Annotated in this window: 22 protein-coding genes; 5 read left to right on the forward strand and 17 right to left on the reverse strand. The window is 63.6% G+C overall.

Annotated elements, in window-relative coordinates; genetic code table 11:
- Positions 1–9 precede the first annotated feature (9 nt).
- Positions 10–666 (reverse strand): peroxiredoxin, encoded by a 657-nt coding sequence (locus AWB83_RS03565; protein ID WP_087042890.1) that lies wholly within the window; start codon positions 664–666, stop codon positions 10–12.
- Positions 667–1,122: 456 nt separating this feature from the next.
- Between AWB83_RS03565 and AWB83_RS03570 the strand changes: the two genes are divergently transcribed.
- Positions 1,123–2,631 (forward strand): amino acid permease, encoded by a 1,509-nt coding sequence (locus tag AWB83_RS03570; RefSeq protein ID WP_087043119.1) that lies wholly within the window; start codon positions 1,123–1,125, stop codon positions 2,629–2,631.
- A 68-nt stretch (positions 2,632–2,699) separates the two neighbouring features.
- Here the strand turns inward: AWB83_RS03570 and AWB83_RS03575 are convergent, their stop codons facing one another.
- The 13 genes from AWB83_RS03575 to AWB83_RS03640 form a co-directional block, all read right to left on the reverse strand.
- Positions 2,700–3,002, reverse strand: a complete 303-nt coding sequence (locus AWB83_RS03575) for a hypothetical protein (RefSeq protein ID WP_143750005.1) — start codon at positions 3,000–3,002, stop codon at positions 2,700–2,702.
- Positions 2,995–4,827 carry a carbamoyltransferase family protein gene (locus tag AWB83_RS03580; RefSeq protein ID WP_087042892.1) on the reverse strand — a complete coding sequence of 611 codons (1,833 nt, stop codon included), beginning with the start codon at positions 4,825–4,827 and terminating at the stop codon, positions 2,995–2,997. The genes AWB83_RS03575 and AWB83_RS03580 overlap by 8 nt, the downstream gene beginning before the upstream one ends.
- A 5-nt stretch (positions 4,828–4,832) precedes the next feature.
- Positions 4,833–5,834, reverse strand: a complete 1,002-nt coding sequence (locus tag AWB83_RS03585) for an SGNH/GDSL hydrolase family protein (protein WP_087042893.1) — start codon at positions 5,832–5,834, stop codon at positions 4,833–4,835.
- A 54-nt stretch (positions 5,835–5,888) separates the two neighbouring features.
- Entirely contained in the window at positions 5,889–7,019 is a 1,131-nt protein-coding gene (locus tag AWB83_RS03590; RefSeq protein ID WP_087042894.1) for an amidohydrolase family protein, read from the reverse strand.
- A 542-nt stretch (positions 7,020–7,561) separates the two neighbouring features.
- Entirely contained in the window at positions 7,562–9,586 is a 2,025-nt protein-coding gene (locus AWB83_RS03595; protein WP_087043120.1) for an acyl CoA:acetate/3-ketoacid CoA transferase, read from the reverse strand.
- 113 nt (positions 9,587–9,699) lie between these two features.
- On the reverse strand, positions 9,700–11,625 hold the full coding sequence (locus AWB83_RS03600) for a potassium transporter Kup (RefSeq protein ID WP_208636694.1): 1,926 nt from the start codon (positions 11,623–11,625) through the stop codon (positions 9,700–9,702).
- Between the two features lie 127 nt (positions 11,626–11,752).
- Positions 11,753–12,589, reverse strand: a complete 837-nt coding sequence (locus tag AWB83_RS03605; RefSeq protein ID WP_087042895.1) for a shikimate dehydrogenase family protein — start codon at positions 12,587–12,589, stop codon at positions 11,753–11,755.
- 112 nt (positions 12,590–12,701) lie between these two features.
- On the reverse strand, positions 12,702–13,436 hold the full coding sequence (locus AWB83_RS03610; RefSeq protein ID WP_087042896.1) for an ABC transporter ATP-binding protein: 735 nt from the start codon (positions 13,434–13,436) through the stop codon (positions 12,702–12,704).
- Between the two features lie 146 nt (positions 13,437–13,582).
- Positions 13,583–15,526, reverse strand: coding sequence for a branched-chain amino acid ABC transporter ATP-binding protein/permease (locus AWB83_RS03615; protein ID WP_087042897.1), 1,944 nt, complete (start codon positions 15,524–15,526; stop codon positions 13,583–13,585).
- 10 nt (positions 15,527–15,536) lie between these two features.
- Positions 15,537–16,409: a branched-chain amino acid ABC transporter permease gene (locus AWB83_RS03620; protein WP_087042898.1), complete on the reverse strand. Its 873-nt coding sequence runs from the start codon at positions 16,407–16,409 to the stop codon at positions 15,537–15,539.
- 732 nt (positions 16,410–17,141) lie between these two features.
- The gene (locus AWB83_RS03630; RefSeq protein WP_374729084.1) at positions 17,142–18,353 is read right to left on the reverse strand and encodes an ABC transporter substrate-binding protein; all 1,212 of its coding nucleotides are present in this window, start codon (positions 18,351–18,353) and stop codon (positions 17,142–17,144) included.
- Positions 18,354–18,788: 435 nt separating this feature from the next.
- Complete coding sequence (locus tag AWB83_RS03635) at positions 18,789–19,529, reverse strand: anti-sigma factor family protein (protein WP_087042901.1); 741 nt, start codon at positions 19,527–19,529, stop codon at positions 18,789–18,791.
- The gene (locus AWB83_RS03640; protein ID WP_087042902.1) at positions 19,519–20,190 is read right to left on the reverse strand and encodes an RNA polymerase sigma factor; all 672 of its coding nucleotides are present in this window, start codon (positions 20,188–20,190) and stop codon (positions 19,519–19,521) included. The genes AWB83_RS03635 and AWB83_RS03640 overlap by 11 nt, the downstream gene beginning before the upstream one ends.
- Positions 20,191–20,510: 320 nt before the next feature.
- Here AWB83_RS03640 and AWB83_RS03645 point away from each other — a divergent pair, with 320 nt between their 5' ends.
- Entirely contained in the window at positions 20,511–21,500 is a 990-nt protein-coding gene (locus AWB83_RS03645) for a metallophosphoesterase family protein (RefSeq protein WP_087043122.1), read from the forward strand.
- Positions 21,497–21,919, forward strand: coding sequence for a cupredoxin domain-containing protein (locus tag AWB83_RS03650; RefSeq protein ID WP_087042903.1), 423 nt, complete (start codon positions 21,497–21,499; stop codon positions 21,917–21,919). The genes AWB83_RS03645 and AWB83_RS03650 overlap by 4 nt, the downstream gene beginning before the upstream one ends.
- A gap of 31 nt (positions 21,920–21,950) precedes the next feature.
- On the opposite strand, the gene AWB83_RS03655 is transcribed toward AWB83_RS03650, so the two are convergent.
- The 3 genes from AWB83_RS03655 to AWB83_RS03665 all read right to left on the reverse strand — a co-directional run bounded on the left by AWB83_RS03655 (position 21,951) and on the right by AWB83_RS03665 (position 24,015).
- Positions 21,951–23,045, reverse strand: coding sequence for a 4-hydroxyphenylpyruvate dioxygenase family protein (locus tag AWB83_RS03655; protein ID WP_087042904.1), 1,095 nt, complete (start codon positions 23,043–23,045; stop codon positions 21,951–21,953).
- A gap of 180 nt (positions 23,046–23,225) precedes the next feature.
- A complete protein-coding gene (locus AWB83_RS03660) occupies positions 23,226–23,474 on the reverse strand; it encodes a hypothetical protein (protein WP_087043123.1) in 249 nt (82 codons plus the stop codon).
- A 37-nt stretch (positions 23,475–23,511) separates the two neighbouring features.
- A complete protein-coding gene (locus AWB83_RS03665; protein WP_087042905.1) occupies positions 23,512–24,015 on the reverse strand; it encodes a lecithin retinol acyltransferase family protein in 504 nt (167 codons plus the stop codon).
- A gap of 473 nt (positions 24,016–24,488) precedes the next feature.
- On the opposite strand from AWB83_RS03665, the gene AWB83_RS03670 reads away from it, so the two are divergent.
- Both AWB83_RS03670 and AWB83_RS03675 read left to right on the forward strand, forming a co-directional pair.
- Positions 24,489–24,812 (forward strand): hypothetical protein, encoded by a 324-nt coding sequence (locus AWB83_RS03670; protein ID WP_087042906.1) that lies wholly within the window; start codon positions 24,489–24,491, stop codon positions 24,810–24,812.
- 104 nt (positions 24,813–24,916) lie between these two features.
- On the forward strand, positions 24,917–25,687 hold the full coding sequence (locus tag AWB83_RS03675; protein ID WP_087043124.1) for a PP2C family protein-serine/threonine phosphatase: 771 nt from the start codon (positions 24,917–24,919) through the stop codon (positions 25,685–25,687).
- Positions 25,688–25,693 lie beyond the last annotated feature (6 nt).

Genomic DNA, 25,693 nt, shown 5'->3' on the forward strand with positions numbered 1-25,693 from the left:
GCGCGAGAGTTATTTCGGCTGCGCCACCGTGCGCAGATAGGGTTTCAGCGTCTTGAAGCCCTCCGGATATTTCTTCTTCGCATCCTCGTCCGATACGGAGGTGGGGATGATCACATCGTCGCCCGGCCGCCAGTTCACCGGCGTCGCGACCGTGTGCTTCGCGTTCAGTTGCAGCGCGTCGAGCAGGCGCAGCACCTCGTCGAAGTTGCGGCCCGCGCTCATCGGATACGTGAAGGTGGCCTTCACCTTCTTGTCGGGGCCGATCAGGAACACGGCGCGAATGGTCGCGTTGTCGTTCGCGGTGCGCGGGCTGGCGCCGCTCGCGTTCGGATGGATCATGTCGTAGAGCTTCGCGACGTTCAGATCCGAATCGCCGATCATCGGATAATTGACCGCGGTGCCCTGCGTTTCCTCGATATCCTTCGCCCACTGCGAGTGATTCGTGACCGGATCGATCGAGAGGCCGATCACCTTCGTGTTGCGCTTGTCGAATTCGGGCTTCAGCTTCGCCATGTAGCCGAGTTCGGTCGTGCAGACAGGCGTGAAGTCCTTGGGGTGCGAGAACAAGATCGCCCACTGGTCGCCGATCCACTCATGGAAGCGGATCGTGCCTTCGGTCGTTTCGGCCGTGAAATCGGGAGCTTCATCACCAATGCGTATAGCCATATCAAATCTCCATATAAGGAAGGATCCGGCGAACGGTCCGCGTGTCGAAGCGGAACGGTTTCCGGGCCAAAAACGTAACTTTCAAGCCGATTATAGTGCGCGGCGCACCCACCGCGTTCGCGTCAGGGAAAGTCCCCGTGCACCGTGGGGCCTTGCGCCACGTCGAATGAAATCCGCTCACCAGCCGTGCGGCACGCTTCCTGCTGCGGGCCGCAGGGCGTGAACGAGCGTGCCCCGCCATACCGGACCGACATCGGTGCCGCGCGCATTTCACATGAGCCCTTGCTCGAATTCCCCGGCAAAATCTGCTATCACGGAACGACAAGACGTCAGAACGAACGTGCAGGCGTGAAGCGGCAGGAACGCGGAACATCCCGCACTCGAACGGGCGACAGACTTCGCCGCGCCAACTGGCGCGGCCGCGCTGCCGCCGCACAGGAGGCGATCGTGACCGTCATGCAAAGAAAGAGCGTCGCTGCACTGCAAAGCGAAGCGGCCGAGACCGAAGAAGTTCTACAGGAACACGGCGGCCACGCGCTGAAACGCTCGCTCACCGCACTCGATGTCACCATGCTCGGCATAGGCTGCATCATCGGCGCGGGTATTTTCGTGCTGACCGGCCACGCGGCGGCGACCAACGCGGGGCCCGCCATTGTGCTCTCGTTCGTGCTCGGCGCGATCGTCTGCGCGCTCGCGGGCCTCTGCTATGCCGAAATGGCCTCCACCGTGCCGGTCTCGGGCAGCGCGTACACGTATGCGTATGCGACGATGGGCGAACTGGTCGCCTGGCTCATCGGCTGGGATCTGATTCTCGAATACGCGGTCGGCGCAACGACGGTCGCGATCGGCTGGTCCGGCTATGTGGTGAGCTTTCTGCATTCCATCGGCATCGACATACCCGAGCGGCTCTCGAAAGCGCCCTTCGCCTACGAGCCCGGCCACGGCTGGAGCCATGCGGGCGCGGTGCTCAACGTCCCCGCGATGGTGATCGTCGGGCTCATCACGATCCTGCTCGTCATCGGCATACGCGAGTCGGCGCGCGTGAACAGCGTCATCGTGATCATCAAGGTGCTGATCGTGCTGGCGTTCATCGGCGCGGGCATCGCGTATGTCGACACGGGCCACTGGGTCACGGCAAAGAACCCGACGGGCGCGTTCATTCCACCCAACACGGGCGAGTCGGGCGTGTTCGGCATGAGCGGTGTGCTGCGCGGCGCGGCGGTCGTGTTCTTTGCATATATCGGTTTCGATTCGGTGTCGTGCGTGGCGCAGGAGACCCGGAACCCGAGACGCGACATGCCGATCGGGCTGCTCGGCTCGCTCACGATCTGCACGATTCTCTACGTGCTCGTGTCGTACGTGCTGACGGGTATCGTGCCCTACGACCAGCTCAACGTATCGGACCCGATCGCGGTCGGCGTCGATGCGATCGGCATGCGCTGGCTCTCGCCCATCGTGAAGCTCGGCGCGATCTTCGGCCTCACTTCGGTGATTCTCGTGCTGTTGCTCTCGCAGCCGCGCATCTTCTATTCGATGGCGAAGGACGGCCTGCTGCCGCCGTTCGCATCGAAGATTCACGCGCGCTTTCATACGCCGTACATCACGACCATCATCACCGGCGTCATCGTGATGATCCTCGCGGGGCTTTTGCCGATCGGGCTCGTCGGCGAGCTGGTGAGCATCGGCACGCTGTTCGCGTTCACGGTCGTGTGCATCGGCGTGCTCGTGCTGCGCATCACGCAGCCGAATCTGGAGCGCGCATTCAAGACGCCCGCCGTGTTCGTCGTGGCTCCCCTGGGGGCGCTCTCCTCGCTCTTCCTCATGTCCGGCCTGCCCGCCGATACGTGGATACGGCTCGTCGTGTGGATGTTGATCGGCGTCGTGATCTACTTAGTGTACGGCATCCGCCACAGCAGGCTGCGCAATCAACGCGAGTCCGCGCGGGCTCAGGCGGCGCGCGGTTGAAATGCACAGGGGCCGCATTTTCGTGCGGCCCCTTCGTCATTTCGTCACTTCGTCATCGAAGCGTTACGTCAATACATCGCGTAGATGAAGTTCGAGACCTGCTGGGTTTCCTGATCGGTCGCGCGCAACGCCTTTGCGATGCGGCGAAACTCCGGTTCCAGCGCCGCGAGCGAATCGAGCCCCTCGCGCTTCCAGATCCCGACGAGCGACGTGATCATATCGTCCTGGCTCACGACCGGCGCGGGTTCGAACACGTCCTGCAGATACGACTCGCAGTTCGCGTCCAGTTGAGTCGGGATGAAGCCCTGAACCTCGGGCTTCAGATTCGCGAGCTGCGACGCGAAGAATTGGTTCAGGTCGGCATCAGTCAAGTTCATACTCCTTCTTCCAGGATTCATCCATTTCGACGGCGGGCTGCTCGTCGCGATAGAGGATGTAATCCCCCAGCACGAGCGCGTCGATCTCGGTTCGCATGAAGCAGCGGTAGGCATCCTCGGGCGTGCACACGATCGGCTCGCCGCGCACGTTGAACGACGTGTTGACGAGCACCGGGCAGCCGGTCAGTTCGTCGAACGCCTTCAGCACCGAGAACATGCGCGGGTTGACGTCCTGCGTCACGGTCTGAATGCGCGCGCTGTAGTCGACGTGCGTGATCGCGGGCACGTCGCTGCGCACGGCGTTCACGATTTCGAGCATGTCTTCCGGGTCCGCCGCCTCCTTCGGCGTCAGGCGCCGCTCTTCCTTCACGGGCGCGACGAGCAGCATGTAGGGGCTGTCAGCGTCGATGTCGAAGTAGTCGGATGCGCGCTCCTTCAGCACGATCGGCGCGAAAGGCCGGAACGATTCGCGGAACTTGATCTTCAGGTTCATGCGCGACTGCGTGTCGGCCGCGCGCGGGTCGCCGAGAATCGAGCGCGCGCCGAGCGAGCGCGGGCCGAACTCCATGCGCCCCGAGAACATGCCGACGATCTTCTCCTGGGCGAGAATCGACGCCACATGCTTCGCGCCCTCTTCGCCGTGCGGCAGCGTGTGGAAGACCGCACCCTGACGCCGCATGAACGAGAGGATTTCATCGTCGCGATACGCAGGCCCGATGAAGCTGCCGCTTTGCGAATCGCTCTGCGGCACGACTTCGCGGCGCTTGCCGCCGAGCACGTTGAAGTCCGCGAGATAGGCCGCGCCGATCGCGCCGCCCGCATCGCCCGCGGCGGGCTGAATCCAGATTTCGTCGAAGATGCCTTCGCGCAGGATCTTGCCGTTGGCGACGCAGTTGAGCGCGACTCCACCCGCGAGGCACAGCCTGGTCGCGCCGGTGAGTTTCCTGAGGCCATAGCAAAGCTTGACCATCACCTCTTCGGTGACGGCCTGGATCGATGCGGCGAGGTCCATCTCGCGCCGCGTGATACGTGTCTCGGGCGTGCGCGGAAGTCCGCCGAAGAGTTCGTGGAAGCCATCGTTCGTGAGCACGAGCCCGCGATGGAAGTCGAAGTAATCGAGATTCAGGCGAAACGAGCCGTCGGCCTTGATATCGATGAGATGCTGTTTGATCTTGTCCGCATAGACCGGCCTGCCGTAAGGCGCGAGGCCCATCAGCTTGTATTCGCCGCTGTTGACCTTGAAGCCGCAATAGAACGTGAAGGCGCTATAGAGCAAGCCGAGCGAATGCGGATAGCGAATCTCCTTGAGGATATCGAGCTTCGAGCCGCTGCCGAATGCGAGGCTCGTCGTGGACCATTCGCCGACGCCGTCGACGCATAGCACCGCCGCCTCCTGGAACGGCGACGGAAAGAACGCCGACGCCGCATGCGAATAGTGATGCCGCGAGAAGTAGATCGGCACGTCGTCGCACGCGAGCATCTCGCGGATCTGCTCCTTGAAATAGGGCTTCACGCCGAAGAACGACTTCACCGCCTTGGTGAAGAACGCCTGCGACTCCGGCGCGAACGCGATCGACGAGCGAATGATGCGATCGGCCGTCAGCGCGGGATCGTCATAGAACGCGATGGCCGAGAGATCGCTGCCGTCGATCTCCGCTTCCTCCAGACAATAGTTGATCGCGCCGGCCGGAAAGCCCGGATCGTGGCGCTTGCGCGTGAAGCGCTCTTCCTGCGCGGCCGCGATGATCTCGCCGTCCTTCAGGATGGCCGCCGCCGAGTCGTGATAGAAGGCCGAAATGCCGAGTACGTACCGTGCCATTATCGTTATCCAATGAGAGGTCGAAGATAGTGAGCCATTGCGTCGCCGACGGCCCGATGCGCGGGTGGCGTCATGTGCACGTCGCTGCGGAAACGGAAGCCGCGGCGTTCCTCGTCGCCGAACTTCCAGAGATCGTCCACGATGTGATGCACTGGCGCGCCGCATTCCGCCGCGAGCTCGTCGAAACGCTTGCGCACGTTCGCATAGCTCGCGGTCTTTTCGACGTACTGATACACGGGCAGCACGGCGATCATCACGGGCACCTTCACCTCCGCTGTCCAGTGCAGCAGGATCGCGCGCAGGAGCTGCCATGCGCGGCTGTCGGCCGAGTCGTATTCGGGCAAGGGCTGAAAGCGCGTGAGCTTCTGCACCTTGTCCTTGAACTCCGGCCCCATGCCGTTGACCATCTTGCGCGCCTTGGAGAGCAGGCCGCCCGCTTCGGGCGCGGGCTCATCCGCGTCGCGATGGAACGGCTGCGGAACGGGCACGCCCTGCAGCGCGATCGCGCCGCTGTCCGACAACTCGAACCAGGGCTTCGGAACATGGAGCGCCGCGCCTTCGCGATCCGCCCATTCCCGATGCTTCACCACGTTGCGCTGGATGTTCTCGACGAGCACGCTGATGACGACCGCATCGAAGTCGATCTTCTGCGCGAACTCGCGATAGATGAGGTATTGCTGATCCGTGCCGCTACCGGACAGGCCGAAGTTGAGCACCTCGGTATCGGACAGGTTTTCCTCGAGCACGTCGGAATAGCGCTTGCCGTTGCTCACGCCGTCGCCGGCCGTGTACGAATCGCCGAACACCAGCACGCGGCGCGCGCGGTTCTTCTGCGGCGTCGCTTCGTGATTGCAGCGGAAGCCGGCGCCATTCGTCTTGACGAGATAACCGCCGCCCTCGTGCGGGATCCGCACCTTCAGCCCCGGCACGAACCGGTAGCCCAGCAACTCGTCGTATTGCATGAGTTGCCGGTGCAGCGGCGGCGGCGCTTCTGCGCGTGCATTCATCGATCTCTCCAGTCCGCCCTGCGGGCGTTATCCGTTTTTTGATTGGCGATGCAACTATCCGGCTACAGCAAGCTCTCCCGCCACCATGCCGTTCATGACTTCCGCGACGCCGTCGACGTACACGTGACGGGGCTTCGCCATCGCGAGCAGGTCGGCGAATGCGGCGCTGCCTTCGCCGCCGCTCCATGAGGCAGGCTTGTCGTACAGGCACAGATCCGCGCGCATGCCCGATGCGATCGAGCCCAGATCACGCAAGCCGAGCGCGCGGGCCGCGCCGTGGGTGAGCGAATCGATCCACGCATCGCATGCGTCGGACGTGCAAGCCCCGACTTCGGCTGCGGCTTGCGCGAGCGCGTGGCACGCGCTCGCATCGAACGAATAGGCGAGCGCCCGGCCGTTGAGCCAGTGCGCCCACTGACGATGCTCGACGAGCGACGCGTGCATGAGCGAATGCCCGCACACGAGATTCACGTCCGTTTCCGCGATGAACGCTGCGTCCTGGCGCGACACGTCGGCGGGGCCGAAGAGCGTCGCCTCGCCGCCCAGGATCGACAGATAGGACAGCAGGCCGATTTCGGTGAAGAAGCGGGTTTGCAGGTATTCACGCTCGTCGTCATGCGTCGCGCAGAGCCTCACGCACAGGCGCCTGCGCATTCGTTCCGCCTCGGACGCGATGGCAAGCAGCGACGAAGCCGACCAGATATGCGCGGGCACTACTGCCGGCAGCAGCACGCAGCGCGGGTTCGGCGTATGGAACGATTCGAACGGATGCGCGTCGATGCCCGCCTCGGTCGTCTCGTCCAGTTCGACGTAGATCAGTCGGCGCACGCTGCTGCATTCGTCGAGCGCGTCGGCTTCGGACAAGCCGCGCTGGAACGAGCCCGCAGTCGTGATGCCATGTTTGACGAGATCGTCCGAGCGCGCATGCCATTCGCCCTGTGCGATCGACGCGTCCGCGTCGATGAGACCGGGCACGCAAACGAGTTCGCCGGCATCGAGACGGTCGTCGAGAACGGATGCATGCGGCGCAAGAATGCGTTCGATGCGCTCGCCTTCTATTTCCAGATCGCCGCGCACGAAACGATGGGTCAGCGAATCGAAATAAAGAGCATTGGCCATCACCCACTGATTCGAACCGCACGCAAGCTGATCCAGCGCATTCATCTCGGCCCCCGTGTGCGTCATGCCGCGCCTTTAAGTCGATTTCGAAGGCGTGAATCGGCACGCACGACGACTGTTCTCGCGCGACGCGCAGCATGCATCCAAGCGCTGCGCCAAGGCGCGATTGCTTTAGTCCAGAAAGAAAGTCCCGACCGGTGCGCCACTCGAACGGCATGGAGCGGCGAACGCGATCGTCGTCGATCAAGCGGCCCGCGCATCGGCATTTTTTCGTTTGCGCACCGAGCGGCTTTCCGGCGTGAAAACATTTTCTTCAGCGCCTCGAACTACCGATGTGCGGAAAGCCACAGAACTGAAAGTGGGAATATTTGCCGCAACGCCGTGAGTGCGTTGCGCAATGATCGAGCAGAGCGCCTGTTCGTGGGGCTTCGGCGCTCATTCAGCGTGCTTTTGACGGGCCATTTTTGTGCATCGCGCCACTTGCGCGTGGCCGATAGGCGCTAGGCAATGGCCGCCGCGTAAGGTGCCCGGCAGATCGGTTTTGGGGGGAATTCCGGGCCGTCAGAGACAGGACGCGGCATGCGCGGTCATGTGCGGATGCAGCATGCTCACTCCGCCGCGCGCTTCGATTCATGCTCGCGCGCTTCTTCCGGACTTTCGTAGATATACGGCGCGACGCCGCGACGCTTGAGCGCATCGCCCAGTTTGAGGCGTAAGAAGCTGCTGGTCGTATAACGTGTCACGCGGTCGTAATGTCCGCTTACGAGCTTCGTGACCATTTCCGAATAAGCGTCGAGCATTTCGGGGCGAATCGAGAAATTGTCGTAGTTCACGATCGCGTGCGGGCGCGTCTTCGCATTCGCGAGTTGCTTTTCCACTTCGCGGCGGATCGCTTCGACATCGCTCAGGCTCGTCACCTCGTGTCCTTCGAAGTTGATGAAGAAGAGATTCTTCTCCGGGTCGTAGCTGAAGCGCTCCGACAAGTCGAGCCTCAACAGGATGGCGCGCAAGCCCATGGGAGGATCGCGGAAAATGCGTTCGTCCATCAGGCGCGGCGGCGTGTCCATGATGGGCGCGAAACCCATCTGCGCGACGATGTCCCGCTCGATATCGATGCCCGGCGCCACTTCCGTCAGCACGAGGCCATTTTCCGTGAGCTCGAACACGCAGCGTTCGGTGATGTAGAGCACCGTCTGGCCGCGCTCGGCTGCATAGCGTCCGCTGAACGTGCGATGCTCGACCGCATCGACGAACTTGCGGCAATCGCCTTCGCGGCGGATTTTCAGCTTGCCGTCCTCGATCGCCAGATCCAGCTTGCCCGCGTTGAACGTGCCGACGAACACGACCTTCTTCGCCGCCTGGCTGATGTTGATGAAGCCGCCCGCGCCCGCGAGCTTAGGACCGAACTTGCTCACGTTGAGATTGCCTTCACGGTCGGCCTGCGCGAGTCCGAGGAACGCGATGTCGAGGCCGCCGCCATCGTAGAAATCGAACTGATACGGCTGATCGATGATCGCCTGCGTGTTCGTCGCCGCGCCGAAATTGAGCCCGCCCGCCGGAATGCCGCCGATCACGCCGGGCTCGGTCGTCATCGTGAAGAGATCGATCACCTGTTCTTCGTTCGCGACGCTCGCGATGCCTTCCGGCATGCCGATGCCGAGATTCACGACGCTATTGGCCATCAGCTCGAACGCGGCGCGCCGCGCGATGATCTTGCGCTCGGTGAGCGGCATCGGCGGCACGGAGCTCGCCGCCACGCGCAGTTCGCTGGAAAACGCCGCGCTGTATTGCTCGCCGAAGGTCTGCCAATGGTTGTCGGGCTGCGCGAGCACGACGCAATCGACCATCACGCCCGGAATCTTCACCTGACGCGAGTTGAGCGTGTTCGATTCCGCCAGCCGCTCGACCTGCGCGATCACGATGCCGCCGGAATTGCGCGCGGCCATTGCGATGGAAAGCGCCTCGAGCGTCAGCGCTTCCTTTTCCATCGTCACGTTGCCGTTCAGATCGGCCGTGGTGCCGCGCACGATCGCGACATCGATCGGGAAGGTCTTGTAGTAGAGATACTCCGCGCCGTCGATGTGCATGAGCCGCACGAGGTCCTCGGTCGTGCGCGCGTTGAGCCTGCCGCCGCCGTTGCGCGGATCGACGAAGGTGCCGAGACCGACGGTCGAGAGCTGCCCGGGCCGATGCGCGGCGATGTCGCGAAAGAGCTGTGAGATCACGCCTTGCGGCAGGTTGTACGCTTCGATGAGATTCCCGATCGCCATCTTCTGCAGACCCGGCACGAGACCCCAGTGGCCGCCGATCACGCGCTTGATCAAGCCTTCGTGCGCGAGGTGGTTGAGGCCCTTGGCGCGGCCGTCGCCTTGGCCCGCCGCGTAGACGAGCGTCAGATCGGCGATCGGCTCCTGTCCGTCACCGCTGCCGTCCGACTTGCCTTCGAGAAAGCGCTCCTCGAGCGCGATCGCCACTTCCTCCGCGAAGCCGATGCCGACGAAACCGCTCGTCGCGACGGTATCGCCCGAACGAATGAGACGCACGGCCTCAGGCGCGGACACGATCTTGCCGCGCTCGACGAGGCGCGCGGTGGAAGGAAACGGGTGGCGGGTCGGCGTGCTGCTGGCGGTCATGGCGTCTCCTTCGCGCTGCGTTGTCTTGTCGTGAGTCTCGCTCTGTTTTGCGCCGCAAGCCTGCGCCAATTGCACGCACTTCTGCCGATTTGCGCCTTTTCAAAGGCCCGCATTCATATTTCGACGCGCGCTCCCAGTTCGATGACGCGATCGGCAGGCAGGCGCAAATAGGCCGCGACGTTCCCCACATTGTGAAGCATGACCGCGAAGAGTCGTTCGCGCCACAGCGCCATGCCCGTGCCTGGCGTGGGCACGACGGTCGCCCGCGAGAGGAAATACGAAATCGTCGCACGATCGAACTTGAGCCCCGATGAGCGGCATTTCTCCAGCGCGGCGGGCAGGTCGACTTCATCCTTGAAGCCGTATTTCACCGTCACCTGAAAACAGCCGTCGCCGAGCGTCTCCAACGACACGCGACGCGCTTCCTCCACCCACGGCACGGGCTCCGTCGCAACCGTCAGAAACACCGTATGTTCGTGCAGCACGCGGTTGTGCATGAGGTTGTTGAGGAGCGAATGCGGCACGCCGTCGGGATCGTTCGACATGAAGATCGCCGTGCCGTCCACGCGCGCGGGCGAACGCGCGAGCAGGGTCGCGAGAAACGGCCTGAGCGGCGTCGTGCCGGCGCGCACGCGCGCTTCCTGGATCATCATCTGCGCGCCGCGACCCCACGTCGCCATGATGGTGAACATCACAAGGCCGATCGCGACCGGGAACCAGCCGCCTTCCGCGATCTTCAGCAGGTTCGCGGAGAAGAACATCGCGTCGATCACGAAGAAGAACGCCGTCGCGAAGAGGCACAGCGCCCAGTTGTAATGCCACGCGTAGCGGATCACGAAGAAGGTCAGCACCGTCGTGATGAGCATCGTGCCGGTCACGGCGATGCCGTAGGCGGAGCCGAGCGCCGTCGACGAGCCGAAGCCGAGCACGGCGGCGACGACCGCGAGCAGCAGCGTCCAGTTGATGCCCGGCACATAGATCTGCCCGATCTCCTTCTCCGAGGTATAGACCACGCTCATCCGCGGCAGGAAGCTGAGCTGCATCGCCTGCTTGGTCATCGAGTATGTGCCGGAGATCACCGCCTGCGAGGCGATGACCGTGGCGATGGTCGAGAGCACGACCATCGGGTAAAGCATCCAGGACGGAAAGAGCCGGTAGAACGGGTTCTGCAGCGCACCCGGATCGGCGATCAGGAGCGCGCCCTGCCCGAGATAGTTGAGCGCGAGCGCGGGAAAGACGATCGCGAACCACGTGAGGCGAATCGGCCGCGAGCCGAAATGGCCCATGTCGGCATAGAGCGCTTCCGCGCCCGTCAGCGAGAGCACGACCGCACCGAGCGCGACGAACGCGAGCCAGCGATGATGCAGGCAGAATGCAAGCCCCTGCAGCGGATTGAGCGCCGCGAGAATATGCGGCGCATCCTTGATGTTCATGACGCCGGACACGGCGAGCACGACGAACCACAGGACCATCACCGGACCGAACACCGCGCCGATTCCGGATGTGCCGTACTTCTGCATCAGAAACAGCGCGATCAGCGCGACGAGCGTCACCGGCACGACATAGGGCTGCAACATCGGCGCGGCCACTTCGAGCCCTTCGACCGCGCTCAGCACGGAAATGGCCGGCGTGATGATGCCATCGCCGTAGAAGAGCGCGGCGCCCATCACGCCAACGAGCAACAGCACGTGCTTGAGCCGCTTCTTCGATTCGACCGATGATGCCGCGAGCGCGAGCAGCGCCATGATGCCGCCTTCGCCATGATTGTTCGCGCGCAGGATCAGCGTCACGTACTTGAGCGAGACGATCACCGTGAGCGACCAGAAGATCAGCGACACGATGCCGATCACGTTCGCGGGCTGCAAAGGCAGGCCGCCCGCGGGATCGAACACCGTTTTGAGGGTATACAGCGGGCTCGTGCCGATATCGCCGTAGACGACGCCGAGCGCCGCGAGCGACAGAGACAACAATGCCGGATGGCCGTGCGGCTCCGGCGTGTGGTGGTCGTCGGCCGGAATTCCGGGTGCAGTCGATCCCATGAGTCCTCCCTGCCCTTGTCCGGTCCGCTCCTTCGGGGGGCGGCCCATTTGTCAGAGGATGAGCGTCTGCCTTGCTGTGTCGATAGAAGTATAGGAACCGATCGCCGTTATGTGCGTGTAAGCGTCGTCAGGCGTATTTGATCTGCGCGACCGCGCGCAATTCGTCGGCGGTGGCGGTGCCGTAGCCGAAAAACTCCAGATACGCCGGGATCATTTCGAAAAGCATGTCGGTACCGACCTGCACCGCGCAGCCCTTGTCCTTCGCCGCGCGCAGAAGCGGCGTGTACTCCGACTTCATCACCACTTCGCCGACGAAGGTGGAGGGCGCGATGCGATCGATATCGAACGGCAGCGGATCGCTGTCCTTCATGCCGAGCGGTGTCGCGTTCACGATCACGTCGAAGCCGGCGGGGTCTTTCGTATCGGTTCTGACGACGAGCTGCGGATAGTGCTCGCGCAGGCGCGACGCGAGGCCCTCGACGGATGCCGTATTGGTGTCGAAGATCGCGAGTTCGGCGACGCCCGCCGCCGCGAGCGATGCCGCGATCGGCGAGCCGACGCCGCCGCTGCCGAGCACCAGCACGCGCGCGCCCGCGAGCTTGCGGCCCTTGCGCTCGACGCCGCGCACGAAGCCCGCGCCGTCGAACTGGTCGCCGACGAGCGTGCCGTCCGGGCGCTTCAGGATTGCGTTGCAGGCCCCGGCGATGCGTGCGGTCGGGGTCACTTCGTCCATCAGGCCGACTGTCGTGATCTTGTGCGGCATCGTGACGAGCGCGCCGCGGATGTTCGTGAGCTTGAACAGGTGGGGCAGGAAGGCGACGTAATCCTCGGGCTTGACGCCCATCGGCACGACGACCGCATCGATGCCCTGCTTGTCGAACCAGGGGTTGTAGATCATCGGCGCCTTGAACGCCTCGGTCGGGTAGCCGAGATGGGCGATGAGCGTGGTCTTGCCGCTGATCATGGCTGCTCCTTGTGGATGTCGGGGGCGCGCGAGTTCGCGCGCGCCGTAACCATGATAGTGCGGCTTGCCGGGCTTAGGCGTGTTTCGTTCGTTTTGCGCAGTGCGGCATGCTTCAGTGGCTCGCGCCCAGATACGCCGCTTTCACGGAAGGATCGTTGCGCAACTGCTCCGCCGGGCCGTGCGTCGCGACGCGGCCGTTCTCCAGCACGTAGCCGTAATCCGCGACATTGAGCGCGGCCGCCGCGAACTGCTCGACGAGCAGCATCGTCACGCCGTCGGCCTTCAGGCGCTCGATGATGCGGAAGACTTCGTCGACAAGAATGGGCGCGAGGCCCATCGACGGCTCGTCGAGCAACACGAGGTCCGGATTGAGCATGATGGCGCGGGCCATCGCGAGCATTTGCTGTTCGCCGCCGGAGAGCGTGCCCGCGAGTTGATTGCGGCGCTCTTTCAGGCGCGGAAAGAGTTCGATCGCGCGTTCGAGATCGGCGTTGACGTCGCCTTTGGGCCGCGACCAAGTGAGGCGCGGGAAGGCTCCGAGCAGCAGGTTGTCGGTGACGGACATGGTCGCGAACACGCGGCGTCCTTCCGGGGAATGGGCGAGGCCCAGGCGCGCGATCTTGTGTGAATCCAGTGAGTCGATGCGCTTTGCGTTGCTGCCTACGCCCATTGTGATTTCGCCTTCGGTCGGCTTGATCATGCCGGAGATCGCGCGCATGGTTGTGGTCTTGCCTGCGCCGTTCGAGCCGATCAATGTCACTACTTTTGCCTTCGGCACGTTCAGTGAGATGCCGTGGAGGACTTTGACTTTGCCGTAGCCGGCGTGGAGGTTTTTGATCGTCAGCATTTCTTTGGGTTCGTTTCGGCGGGTTTTTGTCTTCTGCTTGGGCTTTTGTGAAATCCTGAATTCTTACTGGTCTATTAGCGTTGCCCCTGTGCTAATAGACCACCGCGAATACGGGATCCAGCGAGAAACCTCCAACCATAAAAAAATCAAGCAACCTGAGCAGCCTGCCCCCCCAAATAAGCCTCGATGACTTTCTCATTGGCCTGAATCTCGGAAGGCCTCCCCTCCGCGATTTTCTGCCCGAAATCCAGCACCGAAACGGTGTCACACACACTCATCACCACATCCATGTGGTGCTCGATCAGCACCACCGTGATGCCGTGATTGCGCACCTTGCGAATGATCGCCACCAGCTCGCGAATATCCGGCGCCGTCAACCCCGCCGCAGGTTCGTCGAGCAAAAGCAGTTGCGGATCGAGTGCGAGCGCTCGCGCGATTTCCAGCAGACGTTGCTTACCGTAAGGCAGATTGCGCGCCTCCTCGCCCGCGACATGCTCCAGTCCGACGAAGCGCAGCATGTTGAAAGCACGCTCGCGCGCCGCGCGCTCCTCACGCCGGTAGCGCGCGCTCATCGCGCCCACATCCGCGAAATTCGACCTGAACGTGTGATGCAACCCGACGAGCACATTCTCCAGCGCCGTCATCTCGCCGAAGAGCTGCACATTCTGGAACGTCCGCGCAATGCCCGAAAGCGCAATCTTCGACGACGTGCGTCCCGCAAGCGATTGCCCCTCGTATTCGATCGCGCCCGCCGTCGGCACGTAAATGCCCGTCAGCACGTTCATCATCGTGCTCTTGCCCGATCCGTTCGGGCCGATCAAACCATGGATCGTGCCGCGCCTGACCGTCAGGTTCACGTCGTTCAACGCCTTCAGCCCGCTGAACTGCATCAGCACGCCGCGCACGTCAAGGATCGTGTCCGCGCCTTCGGTCGCGACCGCCGCAACGGCATCGTCCTGGCGCGTGTGGCTCGCGAGCTCCTCGGTATCGACCTTCGTCACGCGCACGCGGCCGAGGTTGAGCGTCTTGCGCACGAACCCGACGATGCCGTCCTGCAGGTAATACACCACGAGCAGAATCATCAGACCGAAGATGGTCAGGCGCCAGTCGGTAAGCGCCTCGATCCAGAATGAGAACGCGGCGAGACCCGCCGTGCCGATGATCGGCACCGCGACGCGTTGCGGCGTCGTGGTCTTGCGTGCAAGCGCGAGCCCCGCACCCGCGACGACGATCACCGCGAGCGCAGTCGCGACCACGCGAAAGTTCGAGATGTCGTCGAGCAGCTTCGGCAACAGCACGATGACCGTCGAGCCGATGATCGCGCCCGTGCGCGTCTTGCGCCCGCCCATGATGATCGCGAGCAGGAACAGAATGGTCAACTCGAAGTTGTACGTGTTCGGCGAGATGTACTGCTCCGAATACGAATACAGACAGCCCGCGAGTCCAGCGAAGCCCGCGCTGATGACGAACGCATACACCTTGTAGCGATACACCGACACGCCCATGCAGTCCGATGCGATCGGGCTGTCGCGCAGCGCCTCGAACGCCCGCCCGAGGTGCGACTTCAGCACGCGATGCACGACGATCAGCGAGACGACGAGCAATGCCGCGACGAGCCAGTAGTACTGCACTTCATCGAGCCTGTGACCGGCGAACATCGGCTTGGGGACCTTGAGGCCCATCGGGCCGTTCGTCAGGAAGTCCATCTCGTTGATGAGAATCTGGATGATCGTGCCGAACGCGAGCGTCACCATCGCGAGATACGGACCCGACACGCGCAGCGCGGGCAGCGCAAGGATCGCGCCGAAGCCGGCCGTCACCAGAATGGCAAGCGGCGCGGTCACGTAGAACGGCATGCCGAGCTTCACGAAGAGCACGCCCGCCGTGTATGCGCCCACGCCGAACAGGCCTGCGTGACCGAGCGATACCTGGCCCGTGTAGCCCACCACGATATCGAGCCCGAACAGCAGGATCGCGTAGATCATGATGGTCTCGACGAGGTGGATGTAGTACGGATTGCCCGACACCACCGGAAAAATCGCGAGTGCGGCGAGTCCGACGAGCGCCGCAATCCAGTTCTTTGCTTTCATCGTCGCCGCCTCAGACTTTCTTGATCGCCGTCTTGCCGAACAGACCTGCGGGCTTGACCGCGAGCACGATCAAGAGCAGCACGAGCCCCGGCACGTCCTTGTATCCGGTGGAAATGTAGAAGCCGGTCGTCGTCTCGGCGATGCCGAGGATCATCCCGCCGACGATGATGCCCATGCCGCTCGACAGGCCGCCGATGATGGCCACCGCAAACGCCTTGAGGCCGAGCACTGCGCCCATCGTCGCACCGGTGAGCGTGAGCGGCGCGATCAGCACGCCCCCGAACGCGGCCGTCAGCGACGAGAGCGCATACGAGAACGTGATGACGAGGCCCGTGTTGATGCCCATGAGTGCGGCGGCATCGCGATCGTTGGCGGTGGCGACCACTGCCTTGCCGAAGATCGTCTTGCGGTTGAAGAACTCGACCGCGAGCATCATGACGAGCGCGCCGCCGACGACGAGCAGTTCCATCGGCAGGACATTCGCGCCGAACACCTTGAGCGGCGCTTCGGGCAGTGGCGAGGGAAAGCGCAGATCGTCGCGGCCCCAAACGTTCTCGGCGACGTTCTTGAAGATGATGCCGAGCGCGATCGTCGACATGATCCAGCCGAATTCGGACTTGATCTTGATCGCGGGTCGCACGCCGATGCGCTCGACGAACGAGCCCTGCGCGAGCCCGAAGAGACATACGAGCGGAATCATCAGCCAGTAGTTCACGCCGGCCGATACGAGCGTCAAGCCGACGAGCGCGCCGAGCATCAGTGCATCGCCCTGACCGAAGTTCAGCGTGCCCGATGTTGCGAATGTGAGTTGATAGCCGAACGCGATCACGGCGTAGATCATGCCGAGTGCGATGCCGCTGTAGATGAGTTGGAGGAGGATCATCGTCGGGCGTTTGGTTTTTTTAAGGGTTTTTTTTGGGTCTCTTTTTTGCGGCTGGGTGGGGTTGTTTGGTATGCCTGTGCTTTTCGTGGAATCCTGATTTCTTGGCGGTCTATTAGCGTTGCCCCTGTGCGGGGCGGCAGTCACTTTCTTTGCTGCTGCAAAGAAAGTAACCAAAGAAAGCAGCTTTGGGCCCAGGCAGACTCGTCATCATGGTTCGGCGTGGCCCAGCCCCTAAGTGTCGCCCTCAAAGGACTGAGGCGCCGTGGCTCGCGCACGGTCTGCCACCTCGCACTACATGACAGACTGGTTCAGCACCCAAGAGCGCCGGCCCGCTTCGCGGCCGCAGGGGAAAGCGGGTACGCGCGCGCTTCTCTACTAACGCTTCCATCTCTCCGCTTCTGCCTAACGACGGTTTCCCTCGCATACCCTGCGGCAGCGCGTAGCGCTGTGCCGGAACTGTCAGGTGCTGAACCAGCACCCTAAATGGACTAGCTCGTCAGACCGTGCGCGAGCCAAGCCCCGTTAGTCGTTTGAGGGCGACACTTAGGGGCTGGGCCACTCCGAACGATGACGACGAGTCTGCCTCCAGCACTCCGGGCCCAAAGCTGCTTTCTTTGGTTACTTTCTTTGCAGCAGCAAAGAAAGTGACTGCCGCCCCGCACAGGGGCAACGCTAATAGACCACTAAGAACGCAGGTTCCGCGAAAGCGCAAGCAAGCAAACCCAATCACCCTCAATTAGAAGCCGTAGTCGTCTGCTTCACCCGCAGCGTCCCCCCGCCTTTCCTGTCGGCGTCATACGCATAAACAACCTTCCCGCTCTTCACCTCGCCAATCACCGGCACGTTCGGGCTGATCGCTTCGTGATCGACCTTCGTGAAAGGCCTGTCGTAGACCATCACCACGCCTTCCACCTTCGTGTTCAGGTTCTCCAGCGCTTCCTTGACCTTCGGACCATCCGTCGTGCCGGCCTGCTTGATCGCCGCCGCCAGCAGATAAACCGAGTCATAACCCTGCGCCGCCGACACCGGCGAATCGATGCGGTCGTTCTTCGGTTTGAATTCCTTCACGTACGCTTCGATGAAGGCCTTGCGCTTCGGCGTGTTCGCTTCCTGGATGAAGGTCTGCGGCATGCGCGCACCCTCGCCGTTCGCGCCCGCGTTGTCGATGTAATTCGCCATCGAAAGCGTCCAGCTCCCAATCAACGGCACCTTCCAGCCGAGCTTCGCCATGCCGTTGGCAATCTGCGCAAGCTCAGGTCCAATGCCATAGGTCAAAACCGCTTCGGCGCCCGCTTCCTTCGCCTTCAGCAACTGGGCCGTCATGTCGACGTCCTTGATGTTGAATTTCTCGACGGCAACTGGCTTCACACCCTTCGCAGCAAGCGCCTTCTCCAGATCCTCGCGGCCAAGCTGGCCGTAGTTGGTCGAATCGGCGAGAATCGCAACCTTCTTGAAGCCCCGCTTCGTCACCGCTTCCTCGACGATCATCGGCGCCTGAATGCGGTCGGCAGCCGCGTTGCGGAACACATAGTTGTCAGGCTGATCGTCGAATTGCTTCGTCACCACCGTGCCGGTCGCGACGTTGTTGAACACCGGAATCTTCGCTTCCTGGAAGAAGCGCTGCGACGCGAGCGCCACACCCGTGTTGATGTAGCCGACCACCGCGACAACCTTCTCCTTGTTGATGAGCTCCTGCGCAATCTGCACGCCGCGCTCGTTCTTGGCCTCGTCATCGCGTTCGACCAGCACGATCTGGCGCCCCAGCACGCCGCCCGACTTGTTGATCTCGGCAGTGGCAAGGCGCACGCCATCACGCATGCTGACACCCATGGAAGACGAACCGCCCGTGAACGGGCCATCGACGCCGATCTTGATCGGGTCAGCCGCGTGGGCCAACGAAAAAACGCCGAACGCGAGCGCGCTCGCGATGAGCTTCATCTGCATACCCATGTGTGTCTCCGTCGCTTGAATCGTTATGTGAAGGTCCGCTCGCCAAAACGTCAGCGCCCACGCCCGGTCCCGCTTGGCGCCTTGAGCAATGCTTTTAAGCGCAGTGTGCGTTATCGATTACATAGGCGGTGACCGAGTTTAGAAAAATGTAAGGATATGACCATATTCGGACATACCCGAAGAGCACGAGCGTTAGCACACACCTGACGCACCGTAAGCGTGCAAGGCATGGAATAAACGCGAAAACATGGAATCGCACGGACGGATTCGACAGCATCCCAAAGCGTTTCTTCAGCCGCCGCACGACAGCGGGAATACACGTACAGTCGAACGCAAAAAAAGCGCGCGGCATCCCTGAGGATCACCGCGCGCAACCTTGCGCACCCTTCACGATTCTTTAACGATGAAAGCGTTTGCGGGATGCACCCTTTAGCGCGGCGCGCCGGTTTCGATGGCTTGCGCGAACTGACGCAGCACCGCGCCCGATGCATCGGTGACGGCCCAGAATGTCATGCCGTCGTGGTTCCAGCGCGCGAGCGCATAGCCGTCGTCGGATTGCGTGACGACCGGCGAGAACGCCTTGTCGTTCGCCTCGCTCTTCACCTCGCCCTTGCGTTCGGGAAACACGTACACGTCGATCGGATGCTTGAGGTAGCGGTAGACCACGACCGCCACCGGCCGATGATCGATGTAATCCAGCCGCCCGCCGACGAGCGCGAAACCCGGTCCCGCCGGATCGATCACCGGCGGCGCGTAGTCGATGCGGCCGTTGAACCACGGCTTGACCGTATGCTTGTCGCTCGAGAGCACGTCGATCGGACGGTCCGACATCAGCGCCCTTACGTGGCTCGACACGATCTCCTGCGCAATCGGCGAGCCGGCCGGAACGTTCGACACGAGCGGCACCGCCTGGAACCACAGCATCGTGCCGAGCACGAGCGCGGACAGCGTCGCGCCCGCGAACGCGCCGCCGAAGAACGGCCAGGGCGCCGCGAACGGATTGCTCCAGCCGCGCCTCGCGCGGCGCGCCGGCGCGCGCTCGCGCGCTTCTTCTTCGGCCGCCGCCCGCACGCGGGCCAGCACCTGCGCCCGCAGGTGCACGGGTGCGCGCTGATAGAGCGAACCATCGGCGAGCCTCGTGTCGAGCGAGGCGGTATCGTTATTTTCCATTTCCCGACTCCTCTGAATGACCCGGTCCGGCACGGCGCACGAGCCGCACGCTCGGCCGGTCCTGCCCGCCCTGGGCCGCGCGCACCGCCCCCGCCAGCATCTTGCGGCCGCGCGCGAGCCGCGACATCACCGTGCCGATCGGCACGCCGGTCACGGACGCAACTTCCTTGTAGCTCATGTCTTCCAACTCACGTAACACCAGCACCTCGCGGAAGGCAATCGGCAGCGCCTCCAGCGCGCGGTGCACCAGATGAATCTCGTCGCGGCGCACGGCGAGCGTCTCCGGGTCGGCCGCGCCTTCCTCCGACCAGCCCGGCAGCGCTTCGTCGCCGCCCAGCTCCTCGTCGTAGGGCGTCGCGTCCGCCAGTTGCACGCGCCGCCGCCACTCCGTAAACCACGTGTTGCGCACGATCGCGAGCAGCCACGCCCGCGCGTTCCCCGCCTCGCCGCCCTCGAATCCGCCAAAAAAACGGAATGCGCGCAGATATGCTTCCTGAACGACGTCGTCGGCGTCGTTCGCATTGCCGGACAGCCAGCGTGCGAGGTTGTACGCGGCGTCCAGATGCGGCATCACGGTCGCCTCGAAGCGCGCGTGGGCCGCCTGTGCGTCCGCGCGCTCGCCACGCCCGGACTCGTCCTGTCTCGACCTGCCTCGCCACATCGCGCGGGTCTCCTTTCGCCAGCCACGTTCGGGAAACTTCAGTCCGGGCTGCGGCAATATCGCTTTCTCGCGCCCTCACCCTCCCTTACTCCCTACCCATCCGCTTTATTCCCGTTTATACCGCCGCCTTAAAAAAAATATAGCGGGAATATCGCGCCGCTTTCGCCGGTTCGATGGACAGATGCCGCAGCGAACCTGCTCATCGAGCGGAAGTCGCCGGCCTCGCGCACATGTATCGAGCCGCCATGCGCGTGCGAGTTTGCCCCATGTTCGCCGATTCGAACGACAAGATCCGCGGCCACAACTCAAAAGGAACCGCCATGAAACCCGACTTGACCGCCCTGCCGCCCGCGCAGGAACGCGACGAACTCGACGACCACGGCAAGCGCCGCCGCACCGCACTCTCCTGCATGGCCTGGGCCGGCGCCGGCGTGATCTGGACCGTGAGCGGCGGCGTGCCCGCGTCGCGCCTGATCTCGTCCGCCGAAGCCGCCGAGAAGACGAGCTCGTTCAGTTTCGTGCAGATCAGCGACAGCCATATCGGCTTCAACAAGGACCCGAACACCGAACCGGCGAGCACGCTAGAAGAAGCCGTCGGCCGCGTGAGCGCGATGGGCGGGCGCCCCGCCTTCATGATCCACACCGGCGACATCACGCATCTCTCGAAACCCGCCGAATTCGATACGGCGACGCAGATCATCGGCCGCGCAGGCATGGACGTGCATTACGTGCCGGGCGAGCACGACGTGCTCGTCGAGGACGGCAATCCGTTCTTCGAGCGTTTTTCCGGGCAATACGGCAAGGGCAGCAATCGTCACTGGTACAGCTTCGACCAGGGGGGCGTGCATTTCATCGGCCTGACCAACGTGATCGACCTGAAGGGCGGCGGCCTCGGCTTTCTCGGCGATGCGCAGCTCGCGTGGCTCAAGGCCGACCTGCAGGGCAAATCGAGCAGCACGCCGATCGTCGTGTTCGCGCACATCCCGCTGTGGGCGCTCTATCCGCAGTGGGGCTGGGGCACCGACGACAGCGCGCAGGCGCTCGCGCTGCTGAAGCGCTTCGGCTCGGTGACGGTATTGAACGGCCACGTCCATCAGGTGGCGCAAAAAGTGGAGGGAGAGATGCGTTTCTATTCGGCAATGTCCACCGCCTTCCCGCAGCCCGCGCCGGGCGCGGCAGCCGGCCCCGGACCGATGAAGGTCCCCTCGGAGCAGTTGCGCACGATGCTCGGCCTGCGCGAAGTCAGGCACATCGCGGGACGCGGGCAACTGGCGGTCACGGACACGGCGCTCGCCGCGGCGCAATCATGAGCGCCGCCACCCTCGCGAGCGCTGCCTCGAGCATGATCTCGCCCGCCAATCTCCGCCCGCTCGCCGGCAAGTTCCTGCGCAAGGCCGCGCTCGCGCTCGTCGTGAAGGGCGTGATCGGCGCGATTCCGACCGCCTGCGCGCAGGAACCCGCGCAACAGGTCGCCGCGGCGGCCGCGCCGAGCATCTCCATCGACAACTTCGCGTTCAGCAAGCCGACGATCACCGTGCCGGCCGGAACGAAGGTGACGTGGGTGAATCACGACGACATGCTGCACACCGTCACCGACGAGGGCAAGACCTTCAAGTCCGACCCGCTCGACAACGGCGACAGCTTCTCGCACGTGTTCGACAAGCCGGGCACGTACAAGTACTTCTGCTCGCTGCATCCGCACATGACGGGGACGGTCGTCGTGCAATGAGCTTCGGTCGCAAAGGCGCGGGCTTGCCTGCCTATCCCCGCGCCTTCGCGATCGCGCCCAGATTGCCTTCACCGAAGCCGTGATGCCCGCGCCGCTCGACGATCTCGAAAAACATGTCGCCGGGCTTGCGCTCGACGAAAGTCTGCAGGAAAAGCTGCGGCGTGCCGTCGGGGAGGATCTCGCCGTCGACGAGAATGCCGCGTGAGCGCAGGCGGTCGATGTCGAGCCCGTGGCCGGGAAGCCGCTCGTCGATCTCGTCGTAGTAGCGCGGCGGCGGCTGCAGGAAGCGCACGCCCCGCGCTATCAGCGCATCGACGGAAGCGAAGATATCCGCCGACGCGACCGCGATATGCTGCACGCCCTCGCCTTCGTGATCGGGCAGGTACTGCTGCATGAGGTCCGTGCGATAGGTGCCTTCCTCGTACACCGGAATGCGGATCGAGCCGCACGGCGACAGCGTGACGGCGGAATCCTGCGAGACGTGCCAGTCCGGGTGCACCTGATGGATCTCGGAGAAGTGCAGCACTTCGCGGTAGAAGTCGAGCCATTCCTGGATGCGGCCGGCGCCGACCGTCTGCGTGAAGTGATCGACTTCGAGCAGACCCGTGCCCGTCAGGTCCGCGCTCGCCCCCGGAATCGGGCGAAAGTCGATGTCATAGATCGACGCCTCCCCGCTGTTCTTGCCCGGCCAGTGATCGACGAAATAAATATGCGAGTCGCCGATGCCCTGAATGGCCGGAATCGCGAGCTCGTTCGGACCGATCTTCTCGCCCTCGAAATCCCACGCGCCGTATTCGAGCGCGCGCTCGTGGGCGATCTGCGCATCGAGCACGCGAATGCCGATCGCGGCGATGCCGACGCCGTACGACTCGGCGAAGCGCGACGCAAAAGAATCCGGCTCCGCGTTCAGGAGGAAATTCATGCTGCCCTGGCGGAAGAGCGTCACCGCCTTGCTGACGTGCCGAGCCACGGGCACGAACCCCAGGCGGGCGAACAGCGCGGCGAGCCCCTCGGGATCGGGACTGGAAAACTCGACGAACTCCAGCCCCGCGATGCCGAGCGGATTGTCGCCGACCTGGGAATCGGGCGTCGCGCAGGCGGAGGAAGTGGAGTCGGGCTGGGTCATCGGCAATACCTCGAAAATGTACGATCTGGTTCACGGACGCAAAACTACCACGACCTGCCGCATCCGTGCGACCCGGCGACTTCATCGAATGGCCGGAATCGGTGCAGCTAGAGTAGCGGCAGCGGGATTGCCGTGTCAAAGCCGGGGCCGCCCGACGCGCCCCGGCCATTCTCGAGGGGTTCAGGCGGCGAGGCGCTCCGCGCTCATCGACGGGCGCTTCGCCTGCGGCGGAAACACGTTCCAGGAGCCGTCATCGTGCCTGAAGAAGATGATCGCGAGGGGGCCGCCGGGATGCTGCGCCTCGATGCAGACATAGCGCGCGCCGGTGACATGCGAACGGCACAGCCGCACGACGCGCGCCGGATGCGCGGGAGTCGGGGCGAGCCACTTGTCGACGGCCCAGTGCAGCGAATTTTCGGCGGTTTGCATGATGGTCTCCTCGGAAGGCATCGACGAAGCGTGGGGTTCAGGCCGCGAGCGCGGCGTTCATGCGGCGGCGGCGCTCGGCGGCGACATAGGCGCGAAAGAGTCCCGTGACGGCCCGCAGCGCCGCGCGCGGATGCGCGAAGCACGCCTGCACCTGACGGCTGCGTTCGCGGCCGTCGAGGCACCACGTGACGAAGTGCTCGCAGTTGTTGGTGAGCAGGCGATACTGGTCTTCGCCGAGACGGCTGCGCGCGCGGCGCACCGCTTCCATGCCGACGAACTTCGCGGCCGGGTTCTGGCGGATCGTCACTTCATGGCCGGCCGCGAACTGCTCGACGGTGACTTCCTCGACCGGGCCGCGATGCAGCGACTTCGCGAAGCCGGCATAGTGGATGACCATGCCGTTGCCCGCGTAGATGCCGTGGTGTTCGTAGCCGGAGCGGCGCGTGATGAGTTCGGTGCCGAGAGCCGGTTCGTCGCCGAGCGAGAAGCCGCTGGCGGCGGCTTGCTGTTCGTTCAGTCCGAATTGTTGGTTGGTTGACATGGCTGGCTCCGGTTCTTTTTTGCCTGGCGCCATGTGTTTGTTTGGCGCCGGGTTGCCATGTCCTTTGCATCATCCTTGCCAGCTTATCCAAGTCTTTGATTTACAAATATAAAGATAGATTTTCGAGGATTCGTTCCAAGCCGGGTGTTCTGACCGAGCCAACAGTCACGCGACCTGATTGTTGGGCTATGAGTGTCAGAATCGCGGGTGGGAAAACACGGTTTCAGACCCCTGAGAAAGGCATCCGCGCGTGCACGTCGATGTGTTGGATGTTCGCCGCTGCGCCAACGCATGATGTTGGCGGTGATCCAACTCATTCGCGCGCCGCACCGGGAACCCGCCGGTGGGGCAATGCCGACAGAGCCCCACCGACCGGCCACTTGACGAAAAGCGCCGGTCGGACATGCTGGCCGGCACGGGCCTTGCATTGACTGCGTGCGTCGTGATTTCAAAGCCATCCACGGAGAGCCGACATGAGCGTCATCACCGTCACCGATCTCGAATACGAGCGCGAACTCGATCACGCGGCGATGTCGGCCATCAGCGGCGGAGGCGGCGCGCCGTGGATATACGGCTGGATCACGCCGTTTTCGGACCGCCAGCAGACCCTGGGCGGCGCCGTGAATATCATCGATGTCACCAACAACATCTACGATGTGACCAACAACATCACCAACAACACGGTCACGGTCGGCCAGATGGTCAATCAGTTTCAGAGCGTCAACGTCAGCAACACGGGGAATGGCGCGACGCTCACCGTCAATCCGAATTCGATTGCGGGAAATCGCGCGGGTTGAGCGGTGCACGTCGACGTTCGTTTCAGCGCGCGTTGGCGCACAATGAGCGGGGCCATCCGCTTCGCCCGTTCGACGACACGCCATCCAGGATTGCGGAGGTTGCCGTGACCTTCACCGCCGAGTTTCGATGGACTTCCGCCGCCCGCACCGATACCGGCTGCGTGCGGCAGATCAACGAAGACGCGCTGCTCGATGCGCCCGAGCGCGGCCTGTGGGCCGTCGCCGACGGCATGGGCGGGCACGCGGTCGGCGATCTGGCGAGCCGGATGGTGATCGAGAGCCTCGCGAAAGTGCCGGGCATGAACGGGCTCGCGAACGTCGTCGCCGATGCGCGCGCGCGGCTCCTCGACGTGAACGAGCGCTTGCGCGCGGAAGCGGCGCGGCGCCTGGTGTCGCGCATCGGCAGCACGGTGGTGCTGCTCGCTGCGTGCGACGGCACATGCGGATACGTCTGGGCGGGCGACAGCCGCATCTATCTGTTCCGGCACGGGCGGCTCGTGCAGTTGACGCGCGATCACAGTCATGTCGAGGAGATGAAGGCGCGCGGCCAGCTGACGGCCGAGGAAGCGCTGAATCATCCGGCGCAGCATCTGATCACGCGTGCGGTCGGCGCGCTCGACGTGCTCGAGCTCGACGAGAACACGCTCGAGCTCAACGACGGCGACACGTTCCTGTTATGCAGCGACGGGCTGTCGAACGAAGTGAGCGAGGCCGAGATGGCGAGCGAACTCGCGCCGGGGAACTGCGAAATGGCGGCGCAACGGCTGCTGGAAATCGCGCTGGCGCGCGGCGGGCGCGACAATATCTCGGTCGTCGTCGCGCATGCGGAGGATGTGATGGCGTCGGATAAGACGCAGGTGAATCCGGGGGTTTGAGATCTG

This window comes from Caballeronia ptereochthonis, assembly GCF_001545075.1.
Taxonomy (GTDB): domain Bacteria; phylum Pseudomonadota; class Gammaproteobacteria; order Burkholderiales; family Burkholderiaceae; genus Caballeronia; species Caballeronia ptereochthonis.

Excerpts from the sequence above, each read along its gene's own strand:
- AWB83_RS03570 (WP_087043119.1), top strand. The coding sequence starts at position 1,123 with ATGCAAAGAAAGAGCGTCGCTGCACTGCAAAGCGAAGCGGCCGAGACC.
- AWB83_RS03640 (WP_087042902.1), bottom strand. The coding sequence starts at position 20,190 with ATGTGGCGAGGCAGGTCGAGACAGGACGAGTCCGGGCGTGGCGAGCGC.
- AWB83_RS03615 (WP_087042897.1), bottom strand. The coding sequence starts at position 15,526 with ATGAAAGCAAAGAACTGGATTGCGGCGCTCGTCGGACTCGCCGCACTC.
- AWB83_RS03590 (WP_087042894.1), bottom strand. The coding sequence starts at position 7,019 with ATGACGCACACGGGGGCCGAGATGAATGCGCTGGATCAGCTTGCGTGC.
- AWB83_RS03620 (WP_087042898.1), bottom strand. The coding sequence starts at position 16,409 with ATGATCCTCCTCCAACTCATCTACAGCGGCATCGCACTCGGCATGATC.
- AWB83_RS03630 (WP_374729084.1), bottom strand. The coding sequence starts at position 18,353 with ATGCAGATGAAGCTCATCGCGAGCGCGCTCGCGTTCGGCGTTTTTTCG.
- AWB83_RS03600 (WP_208636694.1), bottom strand. The coding sequence starts at position 11,625 with ATGGGATCGACTGCACCCGGAATTCCGGCCGACGACCACCACACGCCG.
- AWB83_RS03595 (WP_087043120.1), bottom strand. The coding sequence starts at position 9,586 with ATGACCGCCAGCAGCACGCCGACCCGCCACCCGTTTCCTTCCACCGCG.
- AWB83_RS03670 (WP_087042906.1), top strand. The coding sequence starts at position 24,489 with ATGAGCGTCATCACCGTCACCGATCTCGAATACGAGCGCGAACTCGAT.
- AWB83_RS03635 (WP_087042901.1), bottom strand. The coding sequence starts at position 19,529 with ATGGAAAATAACGATACCGCCTCGCTCGACACGAGGCTCGCCGATGGT.
- AWB83_RS03645 (WP_087043122.1), top strand. The coding sequence starts at position 20,511 with ATGAAACCCGACTTGACCGCCCTGCCGCCCGCGCAGGAACGCGACGAA.
- AWB83_RS03580 (WP_087042892.1), bottom strand. The coding sequence starts at position 4,827 with ATGGCACGGTACGTACTCGGCATTTCGGCCTTCTATCACGACTCGGCG.
- AWB83_RS03585 (WP_087042893.1), bottom strand. The coding sequence starts at position 5,834 with ATGAATGCACGCGCAGAAGCGCCGCCGCCGCTGCACCGGCAACTCATG.
- AWB83_RS03565 (WP_087042890.1), bottom strand. The coding sequence starts at position 666 with ATGGCTATACGCATTGGTGATGAAGCTCCCGATTTCACGGCCGAAACG.
- AWB83_RS03650 (WP_087042903.1), top strand. The coding sequence starts at position 21,497 with ATGAGCGCCGCCACCCTCGCGAGCGCTGCCTCGAGCATGATCTCGCCC.
- AWB83_RS03660 (WP_087043123.1), bottom strand. The coding sequence starts at position 23,474 with ATGCAAACCGCCGAAAATTCGCTGCACTGGGCCGTCGACAAGTGGCTC.
- AWB83_RS03605 (WP_087042895.1), bottom strand. The coding sequence starts at position 12,589 with ATGATCAGCGGCAAGACCACGCTCATCGCCCATCTCGGCTACCCGACC.
- AWB83_RS03655 (WP_087042904.1), bottom strand. The coding sequence starts at position 23,045 with ATGACCCAGCCCGACTCCACTTCCTCCGCCTGCGCGACGCCCGATTCC.
- AWB83_RS03610 (WP_087042896.1), bottom strand. The coding sequence starts at position 13,436 with ATGCTGACGATCAAAAACCTCCACGCCGGCTACGGCAAAGTCAAAGTC.
- AWB83_RS03665 (WP_087042905.1), bottom strand. The coding sequence starts at position 24,015 with ATGTCAACCAACCAACAATTCGGACTGAACGAACAGCAAGCCGCCGCC.